Source organism: Salinicola avicenniae, from assembly GCF_023736115.1.
Taxonomy (GTDB): Bacteria; Pseudomonadota; Gammaproteobacteria; order Pseudomonadales; family Halomonadaceae; genus Salinicola; species Salinicola avicenniae.
Genome location: NZ_JAKQZC010000001.1, coordinates 106,313 through 133,120, shown reverse-complemented (window position 1 = coordinate 133,120; position 26,808 = coordinate 106,313). Strand labels below are relative to the sequence as shown.

Annotated in this window: 25 protein-coding genes and 1 other RNA gene; 16 read left to right on the top strand and 10 right to left on the bottom strand. The window is 65.6% G+C overall.

Annotated elements, in window-relative coordinates; genetic code table 11:
- The first annotated feature begins 95 nt into the window (after positions 1-95).
- Positions 96-1,091, top strand: a complete 996-nt coding sequence (locus MC381_RS00605; protein WP_251975778.1) for a 2-hydroxyacid dehydrogenase — start codon at positions 96-98, stop codon at positions 1,089-1,091.
- A 21-nt stretch (positions 1,092-1,112) separates the two neighbouring features.
- Here MC381_RS00605 and MC381_RS00600 read toward each other — a convergent pair whose 3' ends face one another.
- Entirely contained in the window at positions 1,113-1,544 is a 432-nt protein-coding gene (locus MC381_RS00600) for a CBS domain-containing protein (RefSeq protein WP_251975777.1), read from the bottom strand.
- A 203-nt stretch (positions 1,545-1,747) separates the two neighbouring features.
- Entirely contained in the window at positions 1,748-2,419 is a 672-nt protein-coding gene (gene rpiA / locus MC381_RS00595) for a ribose-5-phosphate isomerase RpiA (RefSeq protein ID WP_251975776.1), read from the bottom strand.
- A gap of 186 nt (positions 2,420-2,605) precedes the next feature.
- Here rpiA and ilvA point away from each other — a divergent pair, with 186 nt between their 5' ends.
- A complete protein-coding gene (gene ilvA, locus MC381_RS00590; RefSeq protein ID WP_251975775.1) occupies positions 2,606-4,123 on the top strand; it encodes a threonine ammonia-lyase, biosynthetic in 1,518 nt (505 codons plus the stop codon).
- Positions 4,124-4,585: 462 nt separating this feature from the next.
- On the opposite strand, the gene MC381_RS00585 is transcribed toward ilvA, so the two are convergent.
- The 3 genes from MC381_RS00585 to MC381_RS00575 form a co-directional block, all read right to left on the bottom strand.
- Complete coding sequence (locus MC381_RS00585) at positions 4,586-5,248, bottom strand: 5-formyltetrahydrofolate cyclo-ligase (protein WP_251975774.1); 663 nt, start codon at positions 5,246-5,248, stop codon at positions 4,586-4,588.
- 3 nt (positions 5,249-5,251) lie between these two features.
- A non-coding RNA gene (gene ssrS, locus MC381_RS00580) (6S RNA) lies at positions 5,252-5,437 on the bottom strand.
- A gap of 75 nt (positions 5,438-5,512) precedes the next feature.
- Entirely contained in the window at positions 5,513-5,836 is a 324-nt protein-coding gene (locus MC381_RS00575; RefSeq protein WP_251975773.1) for a cell division protein ZapA, read from the bottom strand.
- A gap of 195 nt (positions 5,837-6,031) precedes the next feature.
- Here MC381_RS00575 and MC381_RS00570 point away from each other — a divergent pair, with 195 nt between their 5' ends.
- The 4 genes from MC381_RS00570 (at position 6,032) to MC381_RS00555 (ending at position 10,717) form a co-directional block, all read left to right on the top strand.
- Entirely contained in the window at positions 6,032-6,649 is a 618-nt protein-coding gene (locus MC381_RS00570; RefSeq protein WP_251975772.1) for a UPF0149 family protein, read from the top strand.
- A gap of 66 nt (positions 6,650-6,715) precedes the next feature.
- On the top strand, positions 6,716-8,053 hold the full coding sequence (gene pepP, locus MC381_RS00565) for a Xaa-Pro aminopeptidase (protein ID WP_251975771.1): 1,338 nt from the start codon (positions 6,716-6,718) through the stop codon (positions 8,051-8,053).
- A gap of 116 nt (positions 8,054-8,169) precedes the next feature.
- Complete coding sequence (ubiH, locus tag MC381_RS00560; protein WP_251975770.1) at positions 8,170-9,396, top strand: 2-octaprenyl-6-methoxyphenyl hydroxylase; 1,227 nt, start codon at positions 8,170-8,172, stop codon at positions 9,394-9,396.
- A gap of 61 nt (positions 9,397-9,457) precedes the next feature.
- Entirely contained in the window at positions 9,458-10,717 is a 1,260-nt protein-coding gene (locus MC381_RS00555; protein ID WP_251975769.1) for a UbiH/UbiF/VisC/COQ6 family ubiquinone biosynthesis hydroxylase, read from the top strand.
- Between the two features lie 150 nt (positions 10,718-10,867).
- Here the strand turns inward: MC381_RS00555 and MC381_RS00550 are convergent, their stop codons facing one another.
- The 3 genes from MC381_RS00550 to gpmI form a co-directional block, all read right to left on the bottom strand.
- A complete protein-coding gene (locus tag MC381_RS00550) occupies positions 10,868-12,226 on the bottom strand; it encodes a S41 family peptidase (protein WP_251975768.1) in 1,359 nt (452 codons plus the stop codon).
- Between the two features lie 139 nt (positions 12,227-12,365).
- A complete protein-coding gene (locus MC381_RS00545; RefSeq protein ID WP_251975767.1) occupies positions 12,366-13,598 on the bottom strand; it encodes a murein hydrolase activator EnvC family protein in 1,233 nt (410 codons plus the stop codon).
- A gap of 36 nt (positions 13,599-13,634) precedes the next feature.
- Positions 13,635-15,206 carry a 2,3-bisphosphoglycerate-independent phosphoglycerate mutase gene (gpmI, locus tag MC381_RS00540; protein ID WP_251975766.1) on the bottom strand — a complete coding sequence of 524 codons (1,572 nt, stop codon included), beginning with the start codon at positions 15,204-15,206 and terminating at the stop codon, positions 13,635-13,637.
- Positions 15,207-15,600: 394 nt separating this feature from the next.
- On the opposite strand from gpmI, the gene MC381_RS00535 reads away from it, so the two are divergent.
- From MC381_RS00535 to MC381_RS00525, 3 genes are read left to right on the top strand one after another with little or no spacing between them, the layout of a single operon-like run.
- Positions 15,601-16,023 carry a rhodanese-like domain-containing protein gene (locus tag MC381_RS00535; RefSeq protein WP_251975765.1) on the top strand — a complete coding sequence of 141 codons (423 nt, stop codon included), beginning with the start codon at positions 15,601-15,603 and terminating at the stop codon, positions 16,021-16,023.
- A gap of 54 nt (positions 16,024-16,077) precedes the next feature.
- On the top strand, positions 16,078-16,566 hold the full coding sequence (gene secB / locus MC381_RS00530) for a protein-export chaperone SecB (RefSeq protein WP_251975764.1): 489 nt from the start codon (positions 16,078-16,080) through the stop codon (positions 16,564-16,566).
- 7 nt (positions 16,567-16,573) lie between these two features.
- Positions 16,574-17,299 carry a 16S rRNA (uracil(1498)-N(3))-methyltransferase gene (locus MC381_RS00525; protein ID WP_251975763.1) on the top strand — a complete coding sequence of 242 codons (726 nt, stop codon included), beginning with the start codon at positions 16,574-16,576 and terminating at the stop codon, positions 17,297-17,299.
- A gap of 184 nt (positions 17,300-17,483) precedes the next feature.
- Here the strand turns inward: MC381_RS00525 and MC381_RS00520 are convergent, their stop codons facing one another.
- Positions 17,484-18,251, bottom strand: a complete 768-nt coding sequence (locus MC381_RS00520) for an exodeoxyribonuclease III (protein WP_251975762.1) — start codon at positions 18,249-18,251, stop codon at positions 17,484-17,486.
- A 135-nt stretch (positions 18,252-18,386) separates the two neighbouring features.
- Here MC381_RS00520 and pyrE point away from each other — a divergent pair, with 135 nt between their 5' ends.
- From pyrE to trmL, 3 genes are all read left to right on the top strand, one after another.
- Complete coding sequence (gene pyrE, locus MC381_RS00515; protein WP_374708154.1) at positions 18,387-19,073, top strand: orotate phosphoribosyltransferase; 687 nt, start codon at positions 18,387-18,389, stop codon at positions 19,071-19,073.
- A 182-nt stretch (positions 19,074-19,255) separates the two neighbouring features.
- The gene (locus tag MC381_RS00510) at positions 19,256-19,810 is read left to right on the top strand and encodes a YfaZ family outer membrane protein (protein WP_251975761.1); all 555 of its coding nucleotides are present in this window, start codon (positions 19,256-19,258) and stop codon (positions 19,808-19,810) included.
- A gap of 150 nt (positions 19,811-19,960) precedes the next feature.
- On the top strand, positions 19,961-20,428 hold the full coding sequence (gene trmL, locus MC381_RS00505) for a tRNA (uridine(34)/cytosine(34)/5-carboxymethylaminomethyluridine(34)-2'-O)-methyltransferase TrmL (RefSeq protein ID WP_251975760.1): 468 nt from the start codon (positions 19,961-19,963) through the stop codon (positions 20,426-20,428).
- A gap of 387 nt (positions 20,429-20,815) precedes the next feature.
- Here the strand turns inward: trmL and MC381_RS00500 are convergent, their stop codons facing one another.
- Positions 20,816-21,271 (bottom strand): GNAT family N-acetyltransferase, encoded by a 456-nt coding sequence (locus MC381_RS00500; protein WP_251975759.1) that lies wholly within the window; start codon positions 21,269-21,271, stop codon positions 20,816-20,818.
- A 78-nt stretch (positions 21,272-21,349) separates the two neighbouring features.
- Here MC381_RS00500 and rep point away from each other — a divergent pair, with 78 nt between their 5' ends.
- From rep to MC381_RS00475, 4 genes are all read left to right on the top strand, one after another.
- Positions 21,350-23,398, top strand: a complete 2,049-nt coding sequence (gene rep, locus MC381_RS00495) for a DNA helicase Rep (RefSeq protein ID WP_251975758.1) — start codon at positions 21,350-21,352, stop codon at positions 23,396-23,398.
- A gap of 40 nt (positions 23,399-23,438) precedes the next feature.
- Positions 23,439-24,281, top strand: a complete 843-nt coding sequence (cysE, locus tag MC381_RS18235; RefSeq protein WP_286009598.1) for a serine O-acetyltransferase — start codon at positions 23,439-23,441, stop codon at positions 24,279-24,281.
- A gap of 311 nt (positions 24,282-24,592) precedes the next feature.
- Positions 24,593-25,123 carry a sugar dehydrogenase complex small subunit gene (locus MC381_RS00480; protein ID WP_251975757.1) on the top strand — a complete coding sequence of 177 codons (531 nt, stop codon included), beginning with the start codon at positions 24,593-24,595 and terminating at the stop codon, positions 25,121-25,123.
- 45 nt (positions 25,124-25,168) lie between these two features.
- Positions 25,169-26,806, top strand: coding sequence for a GMC family oxidoreductase (locus tag MC381_RS00475; RefSeq protein WP_251975756.1), 1,638 nt, complete (start codon positions 25,169-25,171; stop codon positions 26,804-26,806).
- Positions 26,807-26,808: the final 2 nt, after the last annotated feature.

Below are 26,808 nucleotides of genomic sequence, written 5' to 3'. Positions count from 1 at the left end.
GATGGCGCTGTCGCGCCGCTGCGGCGACGCGTCTCTGGCGGCGCGACGAGGATTCACTACGCTAAGAAAAATCCCGTATCGTGGCGAGTGACCCCATGAAAATCACACTCTACAGCGCCCAGCCCTACGATTGCCGCTCCTTCGACGAGGTTCTTGCCTCGCACTTTCCGGACGCCGAACTCGAATTCGTCTATCAGGAGGCGAGTCTCAATCTTCATACGGTGGCGCTGGCCGATAAGAGCGACGCCGTCTGTGTCTTCGTCAACGACCAGCTCGATGCCGACGTGCTCGAGGCGTTGGCAGCGCAGGGCGTGCGGGCGATTGTGCTGCGCTGTGCGGGTTTCAACAATATCGATCTGGAGGCCGCGCATCGTCTCGGCCTGTTCGTCGCGCGGGTGCCGGCCTACTCGCCGGAGGCGGTCGCCGAACACGCTCTGGCGATGATTATGACGCTGAACCGCAAGACGCATCGCGCCTTCAACCGCGTGCGCGAGGGCAACTTCGCACTGGACGGGCTGCTGGGTGTGACCCTGCATGGCAAGACTGCCGGCGTGGTCGGGACCGGACGGATCGGGCTGTGCATGGCGCGCATTCTTCAGGGGTTGGGGTGCGAGGTTTTGGGCTACGACCCCTACCCCAGCGAGGCGTTCAAGGCGTTCGGCGAGATGGTGCCGCTCGAGGCGCTGCTGGCGCGTGCCGATATCGTCTCGCTGCACTGCCCGCTGACCGAACAGACGCACCACCTGATCGACGCGAAGGCGCTGGCTGGCATGAAGCCAGGTGCGATGCTGGTCAACACCTCGCGCGGCGCCCTGATCGACACGCCGGCGGTGGTCGAGGCGCTCAAGTCGCGGCACCTGGGGGCGTTGGCGATCGATGTCTACGAACAGGAGAGCGAACTCTTCTTTCACGACCATTCGGCGGAGATCATCACCGATGATGTCTTTGCCCGGCTGGCCAGTTTTCCCAACGTGCTGATCACCGGCCACCAAGGATTCTTTACCGTCGAGGCCCTTGCCGAGATCGCGCAGGTCACCTGTGCCAACCTGCTGGCGTTTGCCGAGGGCCTCGAGTGTCCCAACCGGTTGTAAGCGTCGAAGGCAGGAGCCCGATCAGCGCTCCAGTAGCGTGATGGCAAGCCGCACGAAATCGACCGAGGAGAGAATGCCGACCAGGTGCTCTCCCGCCAGCACCGGCATGGCGCCCTGGCGGTGGGCCAGCAGCTTGCGCCCGGCATCGGCGAGCGGCGTCTCGGCGGCCAGCGCGATGAAATCGGGGCGCATGGCCTGGGCCAGCGGCACCTGTCGCAGATGATGCTCCAGACGCTGCGTGCCGTAATCGTCGGCGATCCGCATCGCTTCGCGCAGGGCGACCTTCTGGTCCAGCAGGCCGACCATTCGGCCGTCGTCATCCACCACCGGGATATGGCGAATGCGGTGCTGGCGCATCAGTTCATTGCCGTCGTGAAGCGTCTGGGCCAGATGGAGTGTCACGACGTCACGGCTCATGATATCCGCGACCGTGGCGGGGTTGGCGATCGTCATACGGGATCCTCTGATCGAATGCGGGCCCGGCGCGAGGGCGCGCGAGCGTGGCGTGCCGTCGTGGCGGCGGGAAGGCCACGCGCCACGGCGAGGTCGCCGCGTCGATCGCGACGGCCGTTAGAAGAGGATATCGGCCGCCACCGGGAGAATTTGATGCCGGCGATCCCGGCTTCGATCCAGACCGGGCCGCCTAGCGAACTGGCTTAGCGCGTGAAACGCTCGACCCCGCCGGGGCCGCCGAGCAGCAGCACATCGGCCGGACGGCGGGCAAACAGACCGTTGGTCACGACACCGGCAATGCCGTCGAGCGTGGCCTCCATGGTTTCAGGCTCGTCGAACAGCTTGTCGTAGCCGTCGAGGATGCGGTTGCCGTTGTCGGTCAGCACGCCGTCGCGATAGACCGGCGTGATGCCCAGCTTGACCATTTCCCGTGCCACATAGGAGCGAGCCATCGGAATCACCTCGACCGGCAGCGGAAAGCCGCCCAGCACCTCGACCCGCTTGCTGGCATCGGCAATGCAGACGAAGCGCTCGGCGCAGGCGGCAACGATCTTCTCGCGGGTCAGCGCTGCGCCGCCGCCCTTGATCATGCGCAGGTGCGGGTCGATCTCATCGGCACCGTCGACGTAGACCGGCACACTGCCGACGTGATTGAGTTCGAGCACATCGATGCCGTGGGACTTGAGTCGCTTGGCGGTAGCCTCGGAGCTGGCGACGGCGCCACGAAAATCCTGGCGGCGGGCGGCCAGCAGGTCGATGAAGTGGTTGGCGGTGGAGCCGGTACCGACACCGATTACCGCATCCGGCGTCAGCAGGGAGTCGATGTCATCGAGAGCGGCGGCGGCAACGGCGCGCTTGAGGTCGTCCTGGGTCATGTCGTTTCCGGCAGGCAGAGGAAAGAGGGCGTCACGCATGGGCCACGCGGGCGTCGGCCATTATAGAGCAAGGCGCCGGCGCTGCCGACGGTGCTGGACGCTCGGCCCCGGCGTCTGTTAACAATACGGGTCCACTATAACCCGCCATCCGAGGCGGGAGCGCTGCTCGCCAGGACACTCCCAACCATGCAACTCGAAGATATCGTCAAGAAGATCCTCCAGTCCCGCGTCTACGAGGCGGCCCGGGAAACCCCTATCTCCGACACGCCGGCGCTCTCGAAGCGCTTCTCCAATCGGATTCTGATCAAGCGCGAGGACCTGCAGCCGGTCTTCTCGTTCAAGATTCGCGGTGCCTACAACAAGATGGCGCTGCTGAGCGACGAGCAGAAAGCCAAGGGCGTGATTGCCGCCTCGGCGGGCAACCATGCTCAGGGGCTGGCCATGGCCGCACGCCAGTTGGGGGTCAAGGCGGTGATCGTGATGCCGCGCGTCACGCCGGAGATCAAGGTCGCTGCGGTGCGCGGTTGGGGGGCCAAGGTGGTGCTCAAGGGCGACGCCTTCGGTGAGGCACTGGCGCACGCGAAAACGCTGATCGAGGAGCACGGCTACACCTATATTCCGCCCTACGACGATAACGACGTCATCGCCGGCCAGGGCACGGTGGCGATGGAGATCCTGCGTCAGCACACCGGGCCGCTCGATGCCGTCTTCGTGCCGGTTGGCGGTGGCGGGCTGCTGGCGGGTATCGCCGCCTACATCAAGTACCTGCGCCCGGAGATCAAGGTCTTCGGTGTCGAAGCGGAAGATTCGGCCTGTCTCAAGGCGGCGCTGGAAGCCGGCGAACGGGTGACGCTGGATCAAGTCGGGGTATTCGCCGAGGGGGTCGCCGTGGCGCAGATCGGCGAGGCGCCGTTCGAGATCCTGCGTCATCACGTCGACGGGGTCATCACGGTCAATACCGACGAGATGTGCGCGGCGGTCAAGGACACCTTCGACGACACCCGCGCGGTCGCCGAGACCTCCGGCGCGCTCTCACTGGCGGGACTGAAGAAGTACATCCAGCAGACCCAGGTTCGTGATCAGACGCTGTTGAGCATCAACTCCGGTGCCAATATCAACTTCGATCGCCTGCAGCACGTGGCCGAACGGACCGAGCTGGGGGAGCAGCGCGAGGCGATTCTGGCGGTCGAGATTCCCGAATGCCCGGGAAGTTTCAAGCAGTTCTGCCGGGTGCTGGGACGGCGCATGGTCACCGAGTTCAACTATCGCTATGCCGACCCCGAGCGCGCCCACATTTTCGTCGGTGTGCAGGTGAAACCGGGCGGTGAGGATCGGGCCGACGTGATCCATCGTCTGCGCGAGGCGGACTATCCGGTCGAGGATCTCACCGACAATGAGCTGGCGAAACTGCATATTCGCCATCTTGGCGGCGGCCGCCCGAAGGAGCGTTTCGAGGAAGAGCTCTATCGCTTCGAATTCCCCGAGCGCCCCGGTGCCTTGATGAACTTCCTCACGCACCTGCCAGCGGACTGGAACATCTCGCTGTTCCACTACCGCAACCACGGTGCCGCCTACGGTCGTGTGCTGGTGGGCCTGCAGATGCCCAACGGCGATCGTGCGCATGCGGAAGAGCATTTCGCGCGGATCGGCTACCGGTTCTGGAAGGAGACGGACAATACGGCCTATCGGTTGTTCATGGCGTGATTCATGGTGTGAGGTCGCGCCACGCGCGGATGCCGTTGCCATGATTCAAGCCTGGAAAGGCTGAAATAGCTCATCTTAATGGCGTAAATTCAGGCTCAATGTTTTTGTGTTAGTGTCGATAATGTTTGGTAACGAAAAAGGGGCATTCATGGCTAGAAACCCTCTTGTCAGGGTTTTAGCCTGAACCTATAGTCGTGCCGCCGCTACGGGGGGTAGCGGCCAAACCGAACGTATTGGAGTCGACATGAGACGTAAACCCGACCTGGTGATGGCATTGGTACTGATTTTCGGCGTGGGGGTGGTCGCGACCGGTTACGCCCAGACCCTGATGGGTGCCTGAACGTCGCGATACGGATGTCGCCCTGGTTTGTCACTGTCGCCTTTGTCACGATTGTCTCGGTTGGCCCTCGACGGCCGGCAGCCTTTTGGCTGCCGGCCGTCGTCGTTTCCGTCTTCCGCTTTTCAGCCCCTATCGTCGCCGCGCGGCGCAATCACTTCCCGATCACTGACGATCGCATCCAGCGGCACGTCCCAGCTGGCGGTCGGCAAGGTCTCCACGCGCTGGCAGTCGTGAGCCAGGCCGATCAGCGCCGGTCGGGGTCGCCGTTCGCGGGCAAAGGCGAAGGTCCGGTCATAGAAGCCGCCCCCCATGCCGATGCGCTGTCCGTCGCCGTCGAACCCCACCAGCGGAAGCAGCACGATATCGAGCGCCCAGGCCGGCAGGCGGTTGGCACGGTGGGCGCCGAAGCGAGTACTGGGCTCGGCGATACCGAACCGGTTGCGGGTCATGCGCGTGCCGGCATGATAGTGCACGAACCAGAGGCGGTTATCGGACAGCGGGCGTAGTACTGGCAGGTAGACACGGGCGCGTCGCCGTTCGAGCCAGTCGATCAGCGGGCGTGGATCGATCTCGCCGTCATTGGGCAGGTAGAGCGCGACGCGGCGGGCACGTTGCAGCATTGGCAGACGTTTGAGTCGGCGACAGAGCGCTTGGGCAGCCTGACGTTGTTGCCGCGGCGTCAGTGAACGTCGACGCTGTCTTAGCCTGCGGCGAAGCGAGTGGCGTTGGGCGCGTCCTTCAGCGGTGGACGCATCCGTACCGGGTGTGAGGGTCGGTGCAGACAATAAGAGTTCCCCAGAGTGCCGCTGTCGTTCTGGCCCTTGAACCCATTGGTTCAAGGTGGGTGGCCGCAGGCAGGCCTTCAGGCTTTCCGTCGCGCGGACATGCACACGGGCCTGCCTAGCTATTGGCCCCCTGGGTACTGCGCATAGGCTCGAGGGACTTGTAACGACTGGCGCACACCCCAGGGAACGCCTCTATCCTAGCAGAGGCAGGCGAGTTGCCCAATCAAGGATTTAGCGTTGTCACGATCATGCGACGACTGACACTCAGGTGGACGGTTCCTGAGCCGGCTTGGGATCGCCGACCTTTTCCAGGGCGCGCTCGAGTCGTGCGGTCAGGTCGTTCAGGGTCTGCTCGCCGGCACGGTTGTCGTCGAGCGCCGAGAGCAGCTCGTGGGTGATGTTGAGTGCCGCCATGATCGCGATCTTCTCGGCACCCAGGACCTTGCCGCGGGAATGAATGCCGTGCATGGCGCGATCTAGATAGCGAGCGGAGCGCATCAGCTGTTCCTGCTCTTCCGGCGGACAGGCGATCACGTAGGGTTTGCCCAGCAGCGTGACTTCGGTAGTGGGGCGAGACGTGTCGCTCATGGTATCGCTCCGGGGTGGGCGGTGAAGATCGATGCGGTAAGATGGCAGGCGTTCGCGGTGCCCGGCGATTGGCTATGCTGAGGCGAGCCGGCCGCCGCCGCGACTGATCAGTCACTATAGAGAGCCGCCCATGGCCGGTCAACGCGGCGTTCGGCGCGCCGGACCGCCGACGGTCTCTCAACCACGGATGCCGACATGTCGATCATCAACGACCAGCACGATTTTTCCACCGTCGCCAATGTCTTTCTCGCCCACGGCAGCATGCAATCGCCGGCGTTTCTCGACGGCCGCCTGTGTGCCGAGCTTGGCCTCCACGACCTGAGCCCGGAGCGCTGGCTGGAGGAAGTTTGCCTGGCGCTCAACGTCGAGCAGCCGCAGAGTCGCGAGGCCGCCGACGTCCTGCTGGGCTGGCGACGCCAGACGCTTGATGCGCTTGCCGCCGCCGAGCTCAATTTCGAACCGCTGCTGCCCGACGAGCTGTTCGCGCTCTCCGAGCGGGCCCAGGGGCTCAAGGAGTGGGTCCAGGGCTTCCTCGAGGTGGTCAACGAAGTCAACGGCGATACCTACGACGCCTGGTCGGTGTCGCTGCGTGAAGCGCTGGAGGACCTGGGGCAGCTGACCGCGATCGACGTCGATATCGAAGATGACGCCGAGAACGAGAACGATCTCTTTGCCCTGACCGAACATGCCCGCATGGCCGCGATGCTGCTCTACACCGAACAGCATCCGGGACAGCCGCAGGTCGAGCAGGTTGAGGATGACAACGGCAATCCGCCGGCCGCCGGCGACGAACCAGCGCCGCAGGTCCACTAGCCGACGTTTGTCTGGCCGCCCGCGGCTTGATCGGCCGCCGTACCCCCGTTATTCAGGAGAGACCGCATGCATTCCGAGCCGCTAGCCCGCCCGGCGCCGATTGCCAACGACGAGTTTGCCGCGCGGCGCGAGCGCCTGATGGCCGAGCTGCCCGAAGGCAGTGCCGTGCTGCTGCCTGGCGCCACGCTCAAGACGCGCAACCATGACAGCGACTATCCCTTTCGCCAGCAGAGCGATTTCCATTACCTGTGCGGCTTTCCCGAACCGGACGCGCTGCTGGTGCTGCTGCCCGGGCGCGATGCCGGCGAGGCGGTGCTCTACTGTCAGGAAAAGGATCCCGAAAAGGAGGCCTGGACCGGCATTCGTATCGGGCCCGAAGGCGCCGTGCGTGACTACGGTCTGGATGAGGCGTTCGACAATACCGAGCTCGAGACGCTGAGCGAACTGCTGGATGGCCGGCATACGCTCTATCTGCCGCTGGCCGATGCCCAGGCCATGGCGCTGGCGGACGACGTGCGCGGCGAGCTCAGTGCCCGGGCGCGGCGCGGCGCGGTGGCACCGACCAGCTTCGCCGACATCAGCCCGCTGATTCACGAATTGCGCCTGACCAAGAGCGAGGCGGAGCTCGCGTTGATGCGACACGCCGGCGAGATCAGCGCGCTGGCGCACTGCCGCGCCATGCGCGCGAGCCGCCCCGGCCGCTACGAATATCAGCTGCAGGCCGAGATCGAGCACGAGTTCGTCTGGCACGGCGCGCGCGCGCCGGCCTACGGTACCATTGTCGGCGGCGGCGCCAACGCCTGCGTGCTGCACTATGTCGAGAATGGGGCCAGGCTGGCTGACGGCGATCTGGTGCTGATCGATGCCGGCGGCGAATTCGACCTGTATGCCGGCGACATCACGCGAACCTTTCCGGTCAATGGCCGTTTCACGCCGTCGCAACGTGCCCTCTATGATGTCGTACTGGCCGCCGAGGAGCGTGCCGTGGCCGCGGTGCGCCCGGGGACCACGCTGGCGGCGCTGCATCAGGGCGTGGTCCGCGACCTGACCGCCGGCCTGATCGAGCTCGGGCTGCTCGAGGGCGAGCTGGAAGCCTGCCTCGAAGCGGAGGCCTATCGCCGTTTCTACCTGCACTCGACGTCGCACTGGCTGGGACTCGACGTTCACGATGTCGGTCGCTACAAGGTCGAGGGGGAGTCGCGGTCGCTGGAGCCGGGCATGGTGCTGACCATCGAGCCCGGGCTCTACATTCCCGATGCCGACGACATTCCCGTCGCGTTTCGCGGTATCGGCATTCGCATCGAGGACGATGTTGTCGTGACTGCCGAGGGCGGCGAGGTGCTGACCGCCAAGGTGCCCAAGTCGGCCGATGCGATCGAGGCGTTGATGCAGGCGGCGGATTGATGGATTTTTGATCGACGTCGTTGTGCCCATGACAATTACGTAACGCCTGTAATTGTCATGTAGGGTGCGTCGTTATCGGTTTCGTGAATGACAATCGTAAAGGAGTGCGGCGGTCGATGGCCCGGACGCAAGCGGAAACCACGGTCGACGTGGCAATCATCGGAGGTGGACTCGTGGGGGCTAGCCTGGCGTGTGCGCTGGGCGCGTTGATCGAACGCGAGCGTGGCGAACGCCCGCTGCGAATTGCGGTGGTCGAGCCGCAGCCGCTGCCTGATGCGGCTGCGCACCATTACCAGCCCAGTTTCGATGCTCGCGCCAGTGCCATTGCCTACGGCTCGCGGCGTCACTTCGCCCATCTCGGGCTATGGTCGGCCATGGCCAGTGAGGCCGCGCCGATCCGGCATATACATGTCAGCGAACGCGGGCGTCTCGGCGCGACGCGCCTGCATGCCGATGAGCTGGGCGTCGAGGCGCTCGGCTACGTGCTGCCGAATGCCTGGATGGGGCAGGTGCTGCACCAGCGCCTGGCGACACTGCCGATCGACTGGCATTGCCCGGCGCGTGTCGAGGCCCTCACCCCCGTTGACAACGGTTACCGGCTCGCTCTCGATACCGGTGAAACCCTGCAGGCGGGCTTGACCGTGCTGGCCGACGGCGGGCGCTCCGGGCTCAAGGAACGGCTCGGCATTGCCAGCGACCATCACCCCTACGAGCAGACGGCGCTGATCGCCAATGTCGAGGTCAGTCGCAGCCACGGTGGCTGGGCTTTCGAACGATTCACGCCAGCGGGGCCGATGGCGCTGCTGCCGCTGGGCGGTCGACGCATGGAGCTGGTCTGGACCCACGATCACGCCACGGTCGATGCCACGCTCGCGCGTCGCGACGGCGATCTGCTTGCCGCGCTGCAGCAGGCATTTGGCGATCGCGCCGGACGCTTTCGTCGCATTGGCCGGCGTCACGCCTATCCGCTCTCGCTGGTCACCGCCCGCGAGACGGTGCGCCCGCACCTGGCGATTCTCGGTAACGCGGCTCACGCGCTGCATCCGGTTGCCGGGCAGGGGTTCAATCTGGCGCTACGCGGGGTCATGGACCTGGTCTCGGCGATCGAGGCGGCACGTCGCGAAGGGCGGTCGGCCGGGGATGCGCGAACCCTGGCCGCGTTCGAGGCACGTCGTACCGACGATCATCGCGCGATTGTGCGCTTCAGCGACGGCTTGATCCGGCTGTTCGGCATCGATCATGCGGCGCTGGGTCACGCGCGCGCTGCCGGCCTGATCGGGCTCAATGCGATAGGACCGCTGCGTCGCACGCTGGCGCGCCGGGCGATGGGGATAGAGCGGTGATGAATCTCGAACCGACGTGGCTCCCGGCCGCAAGGGATGGCGACGTGCAGGAAGGCGAACGATGAGAGAAGACGAGTGCGATGTGATCATCGTCGGCGGTGGCCTGGTCGGGGCCACGCTGGCCCTGCTACTGGGCGAGGCCGGCTGGCGGGTGACGATCCTCGATGCCGCCCCGGCACCGGCGGCCGCCGGCCCGTCGGGCGAAGGGACACCGGGCGAAGGAGCACCGGCGCTGCGGGTCAGCGCGTTGACCGCGGCCTCGCGGCGGCTGTTCACCTCGCTGGGGGTATGGCCATGGCTGGCGCAGCGCCGTGCGGCCGCCTATCGCGGCATGCAGGTCTGGGACAGCGAGGGCGGCGGTGAGATTCATTTCGATGCCGACGATGTCGGCGTCGACACGCTGGGCCATATCGTCGAAAACGACTTGCTGCTGGCCGCGTTGACGCGACGGCTCGAGACGCTCCCCAACGTGACCTGGGAGCGCGCGGTGCGCGTGACCGCCTATCGCCGAGAAGCCGGTCAGGCGTGGCTGACGCTCGATAACGACGAGACGCGCGTGGCGCCCCGGGTGGTCGGTGCCGACGGGGCGCGTTCGCCGCTGAGATCGATGGCCGGCATCGCCGTCGCCGAGCGCGATACCGGCCAGGTGGCCGTGGTGACCAGCGTGCGCACCGCGCAAGGGCACGGCGGCATCGCCCGCCAGGTCTTCCTGCCGGGGGGGCCGCTGGCCTTCCTGCCGCTGGCGATCGACGGCGGCGACACGCACTGTTCGATCGTCTGGTCGACGACGCCGGCGCAGGCGCAGCACCTGACACAGCTGGGCGAAAGCGAGACAGGGCGTGAGCGCCTCGGTGAGGAGCTGACGCAGGCGTTCGGTGCCCGCCTGGGCCGCGTCGACGTCATCGACGCGGCCTTGGCGTTTCCCATCGCGCAGCGCCACGCGCGACGCTACGTCGACGCCGGGCTGGCGCTGGTCGGTGATGCGGCCCATAGCCTGCATCCGCTGGCGGGGCAGGGTGTCAATCTGGGACTGATGGATGCTGCCGTGCTGGCGGAGGAATGGATTCGCGCCCGCGAACGCGGAGCCGACCCCGGCGACCCGCGTATCCTGGCGCGCTACGAGCGGCGTCGACGCAGCGAGAATGCCGCGATGCTGGCCGCCATGCAGGGATTCCAGCGTCTGTTCGGCAGTCGTTCGCCGGCCCTGCGCCTGGCGCGCAACTGGGGGCTCGGTGGCGTCGACCGTCTGCTGCCGTTGAAGCGCGTGATGATTCGGCAGGCGCTGGGCGAATACGGCGACCTACCCAAGCGCTGCCGTTGACAGCGAGGGCGGGCCGCTCGGCCCGCCCTCGCGCGATCGTTTGATTCGGATCGCCTGGCGCGGACTGTCTTGCGTGGATCGTCCTGTGTGAACTGTCCTGTGTGAACCGTCCTGTGTGAACCGTCCTGTGTGGATCGTCTTGGGCGTCGCTCAGGGCGTGGGGGTGTCGCTCGCCGCCCGGCCAGGGCGCTGGATCACGTCCAGCGCCTTGAGCAGATTCAGCGCTTCGCCGAGCTGGTAGTCCTCTGCGGCGACCGATGTCGTGGGCGTGTTGCGCGTGTCCGTCTGGCTGTCGTTGAGCAGGTGGCCGCGCAGGCTGGATTCGCGCAGCTGCAACCCGCTGGACTCCTCCACCTCCAGGCGACCGCGCACCACGCGCACGTCCGGCGTGATGCCCTCGGCCTGGATCGAGCGACCGGCAGGTGTGTAGTAGCGCGCCGTGGTCAGCTTGAGGCCGTCGCCATTCCCGAGCGGCAGCACCTGCTGCACGGAGCCCTTGCCGAAGCTCTGCGTACCCATCAGTACCCCGCGATGCTGATCCTGCAGCGCGCCGGCAACGATCTCGGCCGCAGAGGCGCTGCCACCGTTGATCAACACCACCAGCGGCACCTCGGGGGCCATCGTCGCGGCGTGAGCCGTGAAGCGCAGGTCGTCGTCGCTCAGGCGGCCCTCGGTGTAGACAATCAGGCCGTCGGTGAGGAACTGGTCGGCAACTTCGGTGGCGGCCGAGAGAACGCCGCCGGGGTTGTTGCGCAGGTCGAGCACCAGCCCGCGCAGCGGCCCCGCGGCGCTGAGCGATTCGAGCGCCTCGCGGGTCTGTTCGCCGGTCCGACTCTGGAACTGGCTGATGCGCAGGTAGCCGTAGCCCGGCTCCAGCAGGCGGCTGTTCACGCTTTCGGAACGGATCGAGGCGCGCGTCAAGGTCAGCACGCGCGGCTCCTGCTCGCCTTCGCGCAGTAGCGTGAGCTCGATTTCGGTGCCGGTATCGCCGCGCATCAGGTCGACGGCTTCCTGCAGGGTCAGGTTGTTGGTCGGCGTGCCGTCGATGGCGACAATCCGGTCTCCCGGCTGAACGCCCGCGCGGGCGGCCGGGGTATCGTCGATCGGCGCGATCACCGTGAGCTGGTCGTCGCGCAGGCCGACCTCGATGCCGACGCCGCTGAATTCACCCTCGGTCGTCTCGCGCAGGGCCTGGAAGGCCTCGGCGTCGAGATACTCCGAATGCGGATCGAGCTGGCCAAGCATGCCGCGCATGGCATTGCGCAGCAGGGTTTTGTCATCGACCTCTTCGACGTAGGCGCGCTTGATGCGCTCGAACACTTCCGCGAAGGTGCGGACATCCTCGACCGGCAGGTCGTTCGCGCCATCTGGCGCCTGGTGCGGGGCTGCGTCCTGCGCCAGTGCGGCGGCGGGGAGCCCGAGCGAGGCGCTCAGGGTGAGCAGCAGGGCGCCGGCACAGGTGCGCAGACGGGGGGCGCCGGTGGCCGGATACGAACGGCTTGGATTCATGCGGTCTCCGCGATTCGGGCTGGAAGGTGCAGGGGCGCTGCGCGTGCCGATCCCGATATCGCCCGTCGGGGAGGAACGGCGTTTGATAACGTCAGCATAGCGTCTCGGCAGGGCAATGATCCAGCGACGCGCCGGCGCCTCAGCGCCGCGCGATCCAGCCGCCGGGATCGATCGGGTCGCCATTCTGGCGGACTTCGAAGTAGAGCGCGGCGCGTGGCTGCCCGCCGGTATCGCCGACGGTGCCGACCGTTGCGTCATTGGCGACGCGTTCGCCGGCAGCGACATCGATCCGCTGCAGGTGCGCGTAGAGCGTGAGAATGCCGTCGCCGTGGTCGATGATCAGCAGGTTGCCGAAGCCGCGCATCCAGTTGGCAAAGACCACGCGACCGGCATGGACGGCCTTGACCGCGGTGCCGGCGGGCGCGCCAATGAGGATGCCATTGCGGTTGACACCCTGACCGCTGCCGTAGCGCGAGAGCATGGCGCCCTGCACCGGCCAGGGCAGACCACCGCGGGTCTGCTGAATATCGGTCGAGGGCGGCGGCTCATCGAGTTTGGCCAGCGCCTGCTGCATGCGGTCGAGGAGGCGCTCGACGTGGGCGCGATCCTGGTTGAGGTCTTCCAGACGCGACTGCTCGCTGTCAAAGCGGGCATCGAGGGAGTCCACCAGCGACTGGCGCTCGCGCAGGCTGGCTGCGAGGCGCTCGCGCTGGTCATCGAGATCGGCCTGGACGGTATCGAGCCGAGTCCGACGCTGTTCGATCTCGGCGAGGTTGTCATCGAGCTGGCGGTCAAGCGTTTGCAGCTGCGCCAGGCGCGTCTGGCGCGCCTCGGAAAGCGCGTTGAGGTAGTGCTGGAGACGGTCGACCTGCGCCGGATCATCCTGATTGAGCAGCAGTTTGAGCTGTGGGGTCTGGCCCAGCCGATAGAGCGCGACCATCTGATGAGCGAGCGCCTCGCGCTGCTGCTCGCGATCGGCGCGCAGCGACTCGCGGCGTTCGCCGAGCGCCGTGACCTCGTCGTCGAGCTGGCGCCGTTCGGCCTGCAGGCTATCCATGCGCCGGTGGGTCTCGCCAATAGCGGTTTCGACCTGCTTCAGATCGCTCTGCGCGTCGCCACGAGCCGTGCGGGTATCCGCCAGCTTGCCCTGCAGCGCCTGGATATCGGTCGCCAGGCTATCGAGCCGCGCCCGCGCCTCCTGCGGGTTGGCCTGAGCCAGGGCGGTGCCGGGCAGTAGCCCGCCGACCGCGAGCAGGCCGAACGCCAGCAGGCCACCGGCCAACGCCCCGGGGAAGCGTCGGGCGGTGGTGAGGATGCCGGCACGCCGCGCGCGAGCGTCTTGATGGACGGCAGAAAGAGAACGCCGACTCACGTTGCCCGGCATCCCCGCGCGGCGCGTTCGCCAGCGTTACGCATCGTCGATCAGCACGTTGCCGGTCATCTCCTCGGGTACCGGCTGGTGCAGCATGTGCAGCAGCGTCGGTGCCAGATCGCACAGGCGGCCGTCGGCCTTCAGCGGCGCGTGGCCGTGCTGGCAGACGTAGACCAGCGGCACCATGAAGGTGGTATGCGCGGTATGCGGATTGCCGGTCTGCGGGTCGACCATCTGCTCGGCGTTGCCGTGATCCGCCGTGACCAGGCATTCGCCGCCAGCCTTCTGTATGGCTTCGACCACGCGGCCGAGACAGACGTCCACGGCTTCGATCGCCTTGGTGGCGGCATCGAGATCGCCGGTATGCCCCACCATGTCGCCGTTGGCGTAGTTGCAGATGATCAAATCGTACTTGCCGCTCTCTACCGCCTCGACCAGGGTGTCGGTCAGCTCGTAGGCGCTCATCTCCGGCTTTTCGTCGTAGGTTTTGACATCCTTGGGCGACGGGATCAGGGCGCGATCCTCGCCGTCGAACTCCGCCTCGCGGCCGCCGGAGAAGAAGAAGGTGACGTGGGCGTACTTCTCGGTCTCGGCGATGCGCAGCTGCTTGAGTCCGTGGCTGGCGGCGACCTCGCCGAGCGTGTTGACCAGGTCACGTGGCGGGAAGGCGACCGGCGCGTCGATGTCCTCGGCGTACTGCGTCAGCATCACCAGTCCCTTGCCGGCCAGGCGAGGGCGCTCGCCGCGCGCGAAGCCGTCGAAATTCTCGTTGACGAAGGCGCGGGTCAGCTCGCGTGCACGGTCGGCGCGGAAGTTGAGAAATAGGGCGGCATCGCCGTCGGCCATGGCGATCGTCTCGCCTTGCGGACGAATGGCGGTGGCGCCGACGAATTCGTCCGTCTCGCCGCGCTCATAGGCAGCCGCCAGCCCGGCCTCGGCGCTCTCGGCGACGTGCTCGCCTTCGCCGAATCGAACCACGCGGTAGGCTTTCTCGACCCGGTCCCAGCGATTGTCGCGGTCCATGGCGTAGTAGCGGCCGACCAGCGACGCCACGAAACCGTTGTCGGCGCCGACCAGCTCGGCGAGCCGCGCGTTGGCACGCTCGATCGAGGCGCCGGCGCTCTTGGGCGCGGTATCACGGCCGTCGGTGAAGGCGTGCAGATAGATTCGCTTGGCCCCGCGTTCGGCGGCCAGGGCCGCCACGGCCAGCAGATGGTCCTCGTGGCTGTGCACACCGCCGGGCGAGAGCAGGCCCATCAGGTGGACGGCGCGACCGTTGGCGACCGCGTCGTCGATCGGGGCCGTCAGGGCATCGATGGTCTTCAGCTCATCGTCGGCGATCGCCTTGGTGATGCGGGTGAAGTCCTGATAGACGATGCGCCCGGCGCCGATGTTCATATGGCCGACTTCCGAGTTGCCCATCTGGCCGTCGGGCAAACCGACGTAGGGGCCGTCGGTATGAATCAGCGTGTGGGGATAGTCGCGCTTCAGTCGGTCCATGACCGGGGTGTCGGCGTTGGCAACGGCGTTGTTGGCGTTATCGTCGTTCTGGCCGTAGCCGTCGAGAATCAGTAGCGCCACGGGGCGCGGAGTGGAAGTCTCTGCCATGACAAGCCTCGAAAAGTCGGGTGATCGGTGCGGGGCGCTTCGGCATGCGCGCATGGGCAAGGCACGCGGTCACTCAAAGGGCGGGCGGGCCGCCGGCGGCCTCTGGTATCCATGAAAGCGTCGCGCAGTGACCAGAAGAATAGCGCACCGCGCGGGCCGGGTCAGCCGCCGTCCGGGCCGGGCTGACCATCCGGGTCGCCGCCTCGTCTCGACGTGTGCCTCGTGTATAATGGCCGGCGCCCGTAAGCGGGCCACGATTCAGAGCCCGTCACGCCTCGCGAGACGCCGCTTTTCCGGCGCCGGGGGACGTGATGTGACGCAGATGCGCCAGGGCGGCAGCGCGGGGTGACCGGCGCACGATCCCTGGCCCCGGAGTGAGAGTGTCGGCAGACCCATGATCGATCAGTTATTCGAATTCATCGAAAACCATCCGCTGCTGGTTAGCGCCTTCCTGGTCGTGCTGCTGGCGTGGCTGGCGTTCGAGGCCAAGCGTGGCAGTGCCTCGGGCGTTTCCACCAGTGAAGCGACGACGTTGATCAATCGCGAGGACGGCGTGGTGATCGATATCCGCGACAGTGCCGAGTTCAAGGCCGGGCATATCGCCGGTGCGAAGAACGTGCCGCAGGCCCGACTCAAGGAGCGCCTGAGCCAGCTCGAGAAGCACAAGGAGCAGCCGATCGTGGTGGTCTGCAAGCAGGGACAGGCGGCCGGTGCCGTGGTTACCGAGCTGGGCCAGGCCGGCTTCTCGCGCGTCTACAAGCTCAAGGGCGGCATGGCGCAGTGGCAGGCGGACAACCTGCCGGTGGTCAAACGCTAACACGCCGGCCCGCGCGCCGCGCCCAGTCATTCAGGAACGTAAAGGAAACGCATCATGGCGGAAGACAACAACCAGCAGGCAGCTCAGGACGAGAAACCCCAGCTTCAGTTCTCGCTGCAGCGCATCTACGTCAAGGATATCTCGTTCGAGTCGCCCAACGCGCCGAGCGTGTTCCAGCAGCCGTTCAAGCCCAAGGTTGGCCTGGATCTCGACACCACCAGCCAGTCCGTGGGTCAGGACCTCTACGAGGTGGTGGTCAAGGTGACCGCGCAGGTCTCCAACAATGAAGACGACGCCACCGCGTTCCTGGTCGAGGTCGAGCAGGCCGGCCTGTTCCGCATCTCCGGCCTCGCCGGCGAGCAGCTCGATCACACGCTGGGCGCCTTCTGTCCCAACGTGCTGTTCCCCTACGCCCGTGAGTGCATCGACAGCCTGGTCAGCCGCGGCAGCTTCCCCCCGCTGATGCTGGCACCGGTCAACTTCGAGGCGATGTATGCGCAGAAGAAGCAGCGTACCGCCCAGGCCAGCGAAACCACGCAGTAACGTCGCGATGGCCACGCCGCGTATTCACGTCGCCGCCAGCCTTGTGGCCGGCGGCGACGTCGTTCTGCCGGAAGGGCCGGCGCGTCACGTCGCGCTGGTGCTGCGCCTGCGCGAAGGCGCTGCGCTCTCGCTGTTCGACGGCGAGGGTCATGAAGCGACGGCCACGCTGGTCGAGGTCGGCCGCAAGCGCGTCGTCGCGCGAATTGGCTCGGTCGAGGCGGGGCGAGGCGAGTCGCCGCTGGCGGTGCATCTCGGCCAGGCGATCTCCAAGGGCGACCGCATGGATTACGCGATCCAGAAGGCGGTCGAACTCGGCGTGGCAGCGATCACGCCGCTCTATGTCGAGCACGGCGACGTGCGTCTGAAGGGCGAACGCGAGGCCAAGAAGCTGGCGCACTGGCAGGGCGTGGCGGCCAGCGCCTGCGAGCAGTGCGGGCGGGCCACCGTGCCGCCCGTTCATCCGCCGCGAACGCTCGCTGCCTGGTTGGGCGAACGCGACGAGACGCTGCGGCTGGTGCTGCACCCGGCCACCGACCAGCGCTGGCAAGAGGGCGAGGCGCCGGCGACCGCTGCGCTGCTGATCGGGCCGGAAGGCGGGCTGAGCGATACCGAAGTGACGGCGGCTCGCACCGCTGACTTCCTACCGCTGACGCTCGGCCCGCGCATCCTGCGCACCGAGACCGCACCGGTCGTGGCGTTGACGCTGCTGCAGTACCACTTCGGCGATCTTTGATCCCGGCCTCGAGACGACAACGGCGTCTTGATTCGCAGATCGCTTCTCGAATCGCGGGCTGATGTTCGGCGCGATAGCGGCATAACAAAACACCCCGAAGTCGTGGATCGAAAATCCGTGACTTCGGGGTGTCTGCCGTGACGGCGGGGCAACTCTTGCTGGCGTGCGGTCGTTGCCGGAGCGATTACAGCTCGAGATCGTACTCGACGATCAGCGGAGCGAACTCGCTGAAGGTCGCGTCGGTATCGATCCAGGCATTTTTCACATGACGACGGAAATTGGGGCCGACGATCTGGTAATCGAGGCGCCATCCTTCCTGGCGAGCGCGCGGCACTTCCTGGTCGAGCTTCGGCCACCAGGTGTACTGGTCGGCGTCGCGGTTGACCTCGCGGAAGGTGTCGATAAAGCCGGTCGGCCCGAACACCTGATCCATCCACGCGCGTTCTTCGGGCTTGAAGCCCGGCGTGGTCTGGTGGTCGGTCCAGTTGGCCAGATCGAGCGTCTTGTGCGCGATATGCCATGTGCCGCAGATGATGTACTCGCGACGCTTGCGCGCCATCTTGCTCAAGTACTCCTGATACTGCGTCATGAACGTCTGCTTGGCGGCCGGGTCCTGGCCGTCGGGCATCAGAAAGGTCGCGATGCTGAAGCGGTCGTAGTCCGCTTGCAGAAAGCGCCCTTCATTGTCGCACTGCTCGAAGCCCAGACCATACATGATGGCCTTGGGAATCTTGCGACAATAGAGCCCGACACCGGAGAAGTTATCCTTCTCGGCGTCCAGGAAATAGCCTTCGTAACCTTCCGGGTAAAGGATGCTGTCGTCGAGCTCGAAGCTCTTGGCCTTCAGGTTCTGCACGCAGACGACGTCAGCATCCTGTTCGGCCAGCCAGTCGAGAAAACCCCGTTCGACGGCGTCACGGATCCCGTTGACATTGATGCTGGCGATTTTCATACCGTGTTCCTTCTTTGTCGCGCGTGTATGATACCCGAGCTTGAGAGTTTTAGGTAAATGCAGAACGCCGTTGGACAAGGCGTTCGCGACCCGGACAACGATTGGCGCCATCAGGGGGAGCGAGTGAGCGTAGAGATTCAGCCTTACCAGAAGGAATTCATCGAATTCGCGATAGCCGAAGGCGCGCTGCGATTCGGCGAATTTACGCTCAAGTCCGGTCGGGTCAGTCCCTATTTCTTCAACGCCGGGCTTTTCCGCTCCGGGCGCGCGCTCGCTCGTCTGGGGCGCTTCTATGCCAGTGCCATCGCCGACAGCGGCATCGAGGCCGATGTACTGTTTGGTCCAGCTTACAAGGGTATTTCACTGGCCGCGAGTGCCGCCATTGCCCTGGCGGATCATCACGACCGCGATGTCCCCTTTGCCTTCAATCGCAAGGAAGCCAAGGATCACGGTGAGGGCGGCAATATCGTCGGCGCCGAGCTCGCGGGGCGCGTGCTGATCGTCGACGACGTCATTACCGCAGGTACCGCGATTCGTGAAGTCATGCAGATCATCGAGGGGGCCGGTGCCCGTGCGGCGGGCGTGGTCATCGCGCTGGACCGTCAGGAGCGCGGCCAGGACGCCGACGGCCTCAAGCCGCACAGCGCGATCCAGGAAGTCGAGGCTGCGTATCATATGCCGGTGGTGAGCATCGTCAACCTCGATCAGATGCTCGCCTATCTGGAAACCCGTGACACCTCGGCCGGCGCCGACGCCACCATCGGTCGCCATGCCGAGGCGATCCGTGCCTACCGCGATCGTTACGGCGTGCGCCAGGCCTAAGCACTTCCCGCGCTTCCACGAGGCAGGACACGCTCCCGCGACCGGTCCTGCCGCCCGCCGCTGGCGCCCTTGGGTGTCAGCAAGAAGGCCAAGTTTTAAAACGCTGTTTGATAATCATCGAATCTATGTCACCCTAATGTACAGTTCACCGCGCTTCGGCGTGATCTACAGGGAGTGGCAACATGATCAAGCAATGGGGTGTCGCGCTCGCGACAGCGACCGTCTTTCTGGCCAGTCAGCAGGCCATGGCGCTGAGCGTTTCCGCCAACGGTAGTGACGAGGCGTTCGGCGTCGACGCCAGCCAGACGATCTTCCCCGGCGTGCGCGCCGGTGTCGGCTATCTTAACACCGACGACAGCGGCCACAACGCCAAGGCCTACTCCGGTTCGCTGATGTTCTCGCCCTATCTGCCGGGCATCGATCTGGCCGTCGGCGGCCGCTATCAATACCAGGATACGCATCACGGCGATGGCGGCGGTGTGGGGCTGGGTGGCTCGGCTTTCGTCGACACGCCGATTCCGCTGGCCTCTGTCGGCGCCTACGGGTTCTACACGCCGGACGGTCTGACGCACGGCGACGTCGACAAGAGCTACGAGTACGGCGCGCAGGCGCGGGTCAACCTGATCTCGCACACCTACCTTTACGGCGGCTACCGCTACATGCGCACCGACTTCGACGGCGAGGGCAGCCACACGCTGGATAGCGGACCGATCCTGGGGGTCAGCGTCGGTTTCTGAGCGGTTGGCGTGACGGGCCGGCAAGGTGACTGAGCGCCCCAGCCGGCAAAAGACAGCGGCGCCCCAGCGGCGAGAGAGCAGGATGAGTCTCTGCCGTCGGGGCGCCGTTGGCGTATAGTGCGAGGAGCTTCTCTTCGCGAGGGATCCGCCATGCTCGATATCGTGTTGTTCGAACCCGAGATTCCCCCCAACACCGGCAACATCATCCGTCTGTGCGCCAATACCGGCTTCCGGCTGCATATCATCGAGCCGATGGCCTTCGAGCTCGACGACAAGCGATTGCGCCGCGCCGGGCTCGACTACCACGAGTGGGCGCGCGTCCAGGTTCACGCCAATTGGTCGGCGTTTCTCGAGACCGTCGGCCCCGAGCGGGTCTTCGCCGTCTCCACCCGCGGTCGCCACGGCTACAGCCATGTGCACTACCGTGAGGGAGATGCGCTGGTCTTCGGCCCGGAAACCCGCGGCCTGCCACCCTCGATCCTCGAATCGCTGCCACCCACCCAGCGCCTGCGCATTCCGATGCTGCCCGACAGTCGCAGTCTCAATCTCTCCAACGCCTGCGCGATCCTCGTCTACGAAGCGTGGCGCCAGCTCGATTTCGCCGGAGCAAAAGAGTGACCTTAGATCCTATGCAGAGTGACAGTTGTGGCAGTGGCAAGTCATCTCGTCCCAGTAGCGCCGCTCGTGTCGGCTATTTCTTACTGGCTTTCCCGGTTGCTGCGGTGTGCTTGATGGCGTGGCTGACCTGGTTCCCACCAACGGGCGGGAGCAGTTTCGAGGGCAGCTCGGGTGTCCGTGTGATCCTCATGTTGCCTATCTACTACCTCTACGCTTATGGAATTGTCTGCCTTGGCTACGTTCCCGTACGCCATAGTGCCAGGGCCTTACAGTTCACTCTTTGGGTGATGGCGTTATCGGCAATGGCGTTGCTGGTCGTGGTGTCGAGGTTCATCTAGTAGCAACAGGTTCTGAGTGGTTCCTATCACCAAGGGTGAGCGGTCGCTTTCACAGTCGTCGCGTCATGTAGACGCTATAAGGGTCTTGCCGGTAACTACCGAACGGCTCGCAGTAGTCAAACCCGAACGCTTCATACAACCGTCTTGCCGGGGCGAAGTGCGCCATCGGGCCGGTCTCCAGACTCAGCCGCTGCAGGCCAGCGGCACGCGCCTCTTCTATGAGGTGCGCCAGGATCGCCCGCGCCACGCCTTGGCGCAGGTGAGCTGGGTCGGTGCGCATCGATTTGACCTCCGCGTGAGTGTCGTCGAGACGCTTGAACGCGCCGCAGCCGAGCAGATCGTCATCTTTCCACGCAGTATAGAAGTGCACGTCCGGATGGCGCAGGCCTTCGAGATCCAGCGCGTGGCGGCTTTCCGGTGGTGAGTGGGGCTCGAAGTCCTTGAGGTGGGCCTTCAGCATCGCGGCAATTTCCGGGCCGCGTAAATCGTCTCGGATGATGCGCATGAGGTGTATCATTCCCTGTCGGTTGTTCTGATATAGCCGTTCTGACGTCACCGTTCCTACCTCTGCGATTCTGCCCTCATGTCCGATATTCGCCAACGTCTCGCCAAGCTCAATCCGCGTCAGCAGGAAGCCGTCCGCTTCATCGATGGCCCGTGTCTGGTGCTGGCCGGTGCCGGCTCCGGCAAGACCAGCGTGATTACCACCAAGATCGCCTGGCTGGTACAGGAGTGCGGGATGAGCGCGCGCCGGATCGCCGCCGTCACCTTCACCAACAAGGCGGCGCGCGAGATGAAGGAGCGTGTCGGTCAGATGCTCAAGGGGCGCGAAGGTCACGGCCTGACGGTCTCGACCTTTCACAACCTCGGCCTCAATATCATCCGACGCGAACTCAAGGCATTGGGGTTCCGCCCCGGCTTCTCGCTGTTCGACCCGGAGGACGCTAAGGCGTTGCTGCGCGATCTGATGCAGAAAGAGGCGGATACCGACGCCGAGCAGATCAACGGCGTGCAGAGCCAGATTTCGCAGTGGAAGAACGATCTGGTGCTGCCAGGGCCGGCGCTCTCCCACGCGGAGGACGAGGACCAGCAGTACGCCGCGCGGATCTACGAAGCCTACAACCGTCATCTGAAGGCTTACAACGCGGTCGATTTCGACGACTTGATCATGCTGCCGGTGGTGCTGCTCAAGACCGATCCCGAGGCGCTGGCGCGCTGGCGCAAGCGCATCCACTACATGCTGGTGGACGAGTATCAGGACACCAACGTCAGCCAGTACGAGCTGGTGAAGCTGTTGATGGCGGAGCGCGCTACCTTCACCGTGGTCGGCGATGATGACCAGTCGATCTACGCCTGGCGCGGCGCGCGGCCGGAAAACCTGGTGACGCTCGGCGAGGACTTCCCGCGCCTCAACGTCATCAAGCTCGAGCAGAACTATCGCTCTACGGCGACTATTCTGCGCGCGGCCAATACCCTGATCGCCAATAACCCGCACGTCTACGAAAAGACCCTATGGTCGGACATGGGCCAGGGCGAGCCGATCCGGGTGGTGGTCAACCGCCACGAAGAGGCCGAGGCCGAACGCGTGGCGGGCGAGATCCTGACCCGGCGCATCAAGGAGCGCGCCGAATGGCGTGACTTCGCCGTGCTCTATCGCGGCAACTTCCAGGCCCGGCTTCTGGAGCTCAAGCTGCAGCATCACCAGATCCCCTACAAGCTCTCCGGCGGCACCTCGTTCTTCTCGCGCAACGAGATCAAGGACGCGATGGCCTACCTGCGCCTGCTGATCAATCCGGACGACGACAACGCCTTCCTGCGCATCGTCAACGTGCCGCGTCGCGAGATCGGCCCGGGCACGCTGGAAAAGCTCGCCAACTACGCCAGCGAGCGTGGCGGCTCGATGTTTGCTGCCTGTGGCGAGATGGGGCTCGAGCAGGTGCTGCCGACGCGTGCGGTCGAGCGTCTCGGCCGCTTTGCCCACTTCATCGATGGTGTGCGCAAGCGCATGGATCAGGGCGATGCGATTGCCGCGATCCGCGAGATGATCCGCGACATGGACTACGAAGCCTGGCTCTACCAGAACGCCAGCGCGCCGACTATCGCCGAGCGGCGCATGGCCAACGTCTGGACGCTGATCGACCAGCTCGAGAAGTCGATGCATCGTAACGATGAGGAGGGCGAGGCGAGCGAGGAGACCGACGATGTGCAGTCGGCGATCTCGCGGCTGGTGCTGCGCGACATTCTCGAACAGCAGGCCGAAGAAGACGACTCCGACCGCGTGCAGCTGCTGACCATGCACGCCTCCAAGGGGCTCGAGTTTCCCCATGTCTACCTGATGGGCCTCGAGGAGGAGCTGCTGCCGCACCGCAACTCGATCGAGGCCGGTACCATCGAAGAAGAGCGGCGGCTGGCCTACGTCGGCATCACCCGCGCCCGGCGCACGCTGACGATGACGCTGGCGCGCCAGCGCAAGGCCTACGGCGAGCTGCTCGACTGCACCCCGAGCCGTTTTCTCGACGAGCTGCCAGCGGAGGACCTCGAGTGGGAAGGGCGTGCCGACAAGGAGAACCCCGAGAAGAAGCAGGAGCGGGGGCAGAGTGCGATTGCCGGGTTGCGTTCGCTGCTAGGCTAGACGGGCGACGACGACCGGACTGCCGTTTCAAGGAGAGACGATGAACACGACCGAGCTGTGGCAACAGGCCCGCGACGAGGCGATGACGATCTCGCGCCAGGAACCCTTGCTGACGCCGCTGATGCTGGGAGCAGTGCTCAATCGGGCCACGTTGGGCGCCGGGCTTGCCTACCGTCTGGGGCATCGCCTGGCCCACCCCGATCTCGCCGCCAACCAGCTGATTGCGCTGTTCGACGACCTGCTCGCCGAGCACCCGGCGCTCGAGCGCGGCATTGCCCACGACCTGACCGCGGTGCTCGAGCGTGATCCGGCGATCCGTCAGGTCACCGAGGTCGTGCTCTATCTCAAGGGCTTCCACGCACTGACCGTGCACCGCTTCGCGCATGCGCTGTGGCAGTGCGGGCGGCGACAGATGGCGCGCTATCTGCAGAGCCGCAGCTCCGAAGTTTTTCAGACCGATATCCACCCGGCGGCACGCCTCGGCAACGGCGTCTTCATCGACCATGCCACCGGCGTGGTGATCGGCGAGACGACCGTAATCGACGACGAGGTGTCGCTGCTGCAGGGCGTCACCCTGGGCGGTACCGGCAAGGAAGCGGGCGATCGGCATCCCAAGATTCGTCGCGGCGTGCTGATCGGTGCCGGCGCCAAGGTGCTGGGCAATATCGAGATCGGTGAAGGCGCTCGCATCGGTGCCGGTTCGGTGGTGCTCAAGGATGTCCCGGCATGCACCACCGCCGTCGGCGTTCCGGCGCGGATCATCGGCGATGCCGGCTGCGAGGCCCCCTCGCGCGAGATGCAGCACTGCTACGACAAAGCGCGTGAGGCACCCGACCCCGAGCGCGCCGCGCCGACGTCGGATCGGCTCTGCTGCGGACGCTGAGGCGCCGCTGACGCTGGCTCGTATCGCCGTCGGGTGTCGACAATATCCGCTGGGTATCCTGACGAATCCTGTCGCGAGCGCCTCTGACCAACCGCACCGTTCTGTCGCCGGGCCGTGTCCACGGGCCGGCGCTTGGCGGAGAGTCGCGCCGGCACCTGTGTCGACGCCCAATATGTTAAGCCCGGCTTAAAGTTATAATTGTCTACATGTATCATGCGCGCACGATGTGATCGCTCGGGCTGATGGCCGATAGCCATGACCGCCCCTTGGCGGGCGATCACCTGTCTTTGGATGCTTTCACGAGGCCGTGCGTGCAAAACAGCAACAAGACTCCGGGCGTCTCGCGCCGCCAGCTACTGATCGGTGGCGCCAGCCTGCTTGGCAGCTTTACCTTCGCGGGGCCTACGCTGGCCTGGGCGAAGGACTTCGAGGATACCCCGCTGCACCAGCGCTTCATGCGGCTCTCCCAACTGCTGGTCAATCATCGGCTCAACGAAGGCGTGGGCCTGCGCATCGCCGCTTTCGCCGCGCAGAAGCATGCCGATCTCTCCGGCATGATCGGGCAGATCGTCGAGATCGCCGAGCAGCGCGATGCAACCGAGGTCGAACAGTTCTTCGACGCGATTCCGGAAGGCGAACTGCGCGACCTGGCTTACTGGGTCATCGCCGCCTGGTACTCGGGCGCCTCCAGCGCCGCTGCCGATGCCGAGCCGTTCACTTACGAGCATGCGCTGACGTATCAGACCACGCTCGACATCGTGCCGATTCCGTCCTTCGGGCTATCGGGCCCCAATGGCTGGAGCCGCCCGCCGGCACCGCTCATGCCCGTGCCTCGCTTCTAACCCGTGGCTCGCTTTTAGTGACCCGTCCCACAAAGAATCCCTGACATGACTCAAACCGCCTCCGCCGAGGTCGTAATCGTCGGCACCGGTGTCGTCGGCGTCGTTGTCGCTGAACAGCTGCTCGATGCCGGCATCTCCGTCGTGATGCTCGAAGCCGGTCCGCGCGTGACCCGCGCCGAGATCGTCGAGAATTTCCGCAACCTGCCGCTCGGGATCAAGGGCAGCGCTTCCTCGAGCTATCCGCCCAAGCCGTGGGCGCCGCACCCGATGCCGCGCACCGGTAACCCGGACGAGGATTACCTGCAGCTGGATGGCCCGGACGCGTACGCCCAGACCTACATCCGCTATGCCGGCGGTTCGACCTGGCACTGGGCCGGCACCTGCTGGCGCCTGACGCCCGACGACATGCGCCTGAATTCGCGCTACGGCGTTGGCCGGGATTGGGCGTTCGACTACGAGACGCTCGACCCCTACTACAACCTGGCCGAGTACAAGCTGGGGATCTGCGGTCCCGCCGATCCGGCGCTGCAGTGGCCGCCGCGGCCGCGCTCGAAGCCTTACCCGATGCCGCACCTGCCGTTCTCGCCGGGCGAAGAGAAGTTCACCCGCGTGGTGAAGGACGCGCTTGGCTATACCAATCTGCCGGTGGCCCAGGCGCGTAACAGCGGCACGCCCTACGATGAGCGTCCCGCCTGCTGCGGCAACAACAACTGCGTGCCGGTCTGTCCGATCGGTGCCAAGTACGATGCGGCGACCTCGCTGAAACGGCTGGAGGAGAAGGGCGCGACGATCCTCTCCAACGCCGTGGTGCATCGCATCGAGACCGGCGAAGGCAACCGCATCGAAGCGGTGCACTACTACGATCCCGAGCGTCAGAGCCACCGTGTCACCGGCAAGCACTTCGTGATCGCCTGCAACGCCATCGAGACGCCCAAGCTGCTGCTGATGTCCGCCGACTCGCGTAATCCGAACGGGCTGGCCAACAGCTCCGATCAGGTTGGCCGCAACATGATGGACCACCCGCAGATGGGGCTGACGCTGACCCTCGACGAGCCCTACTGGCTGGGCCAGGGGCCTGTGGTCAACAGCGGTATCATGGAGACCTCTCAAGGCGATTTTCGCGCCGAGCATGCCGGGGCCTACTTCCGCATGAACAACTTCGCGCGCAACCGCTACGAGACCTTCAACGCGCTCAAGACCGGCAAGGTCGGTCGCGCGCTGGACGAGGAGATCCGTCGGCGCACCGCCTGCACGGTCAACGTCGTCGCCGCTCACGAGATCCTGCCGGACCCGAACAATCGGCTGACGCTCTCCTCGCGCAAGGATTGGCTGGGTCTGCCCAAGCCGCACGTCTATTACGACGTGGGCGACTACACGCGCCGTTCCGCCGATGTCTATTCGATGCCGATCGCCCGGCGTATCGCCGAAGCGATGGGGGCGATCGACGTCAAGGAGCCCACCCAGTTCGCGCAGAGCAAGCACTTGATGGGCAGCACCATCATGGGCAACGACCCGGCCAACTCGGTCGTCGATACCGATTGCCGTGCCTACGATCACGACAACCTGTTCCTGCCGGGCGGCGGCGCCATGGCCAGTACGGCCTGTGGCAACAGCACGATCACCATGGTGGCGTTGGCGTTCAAGGCCGCCGAGGCACTGGTCAGCCAGGCGAAGGGGGCATGAGC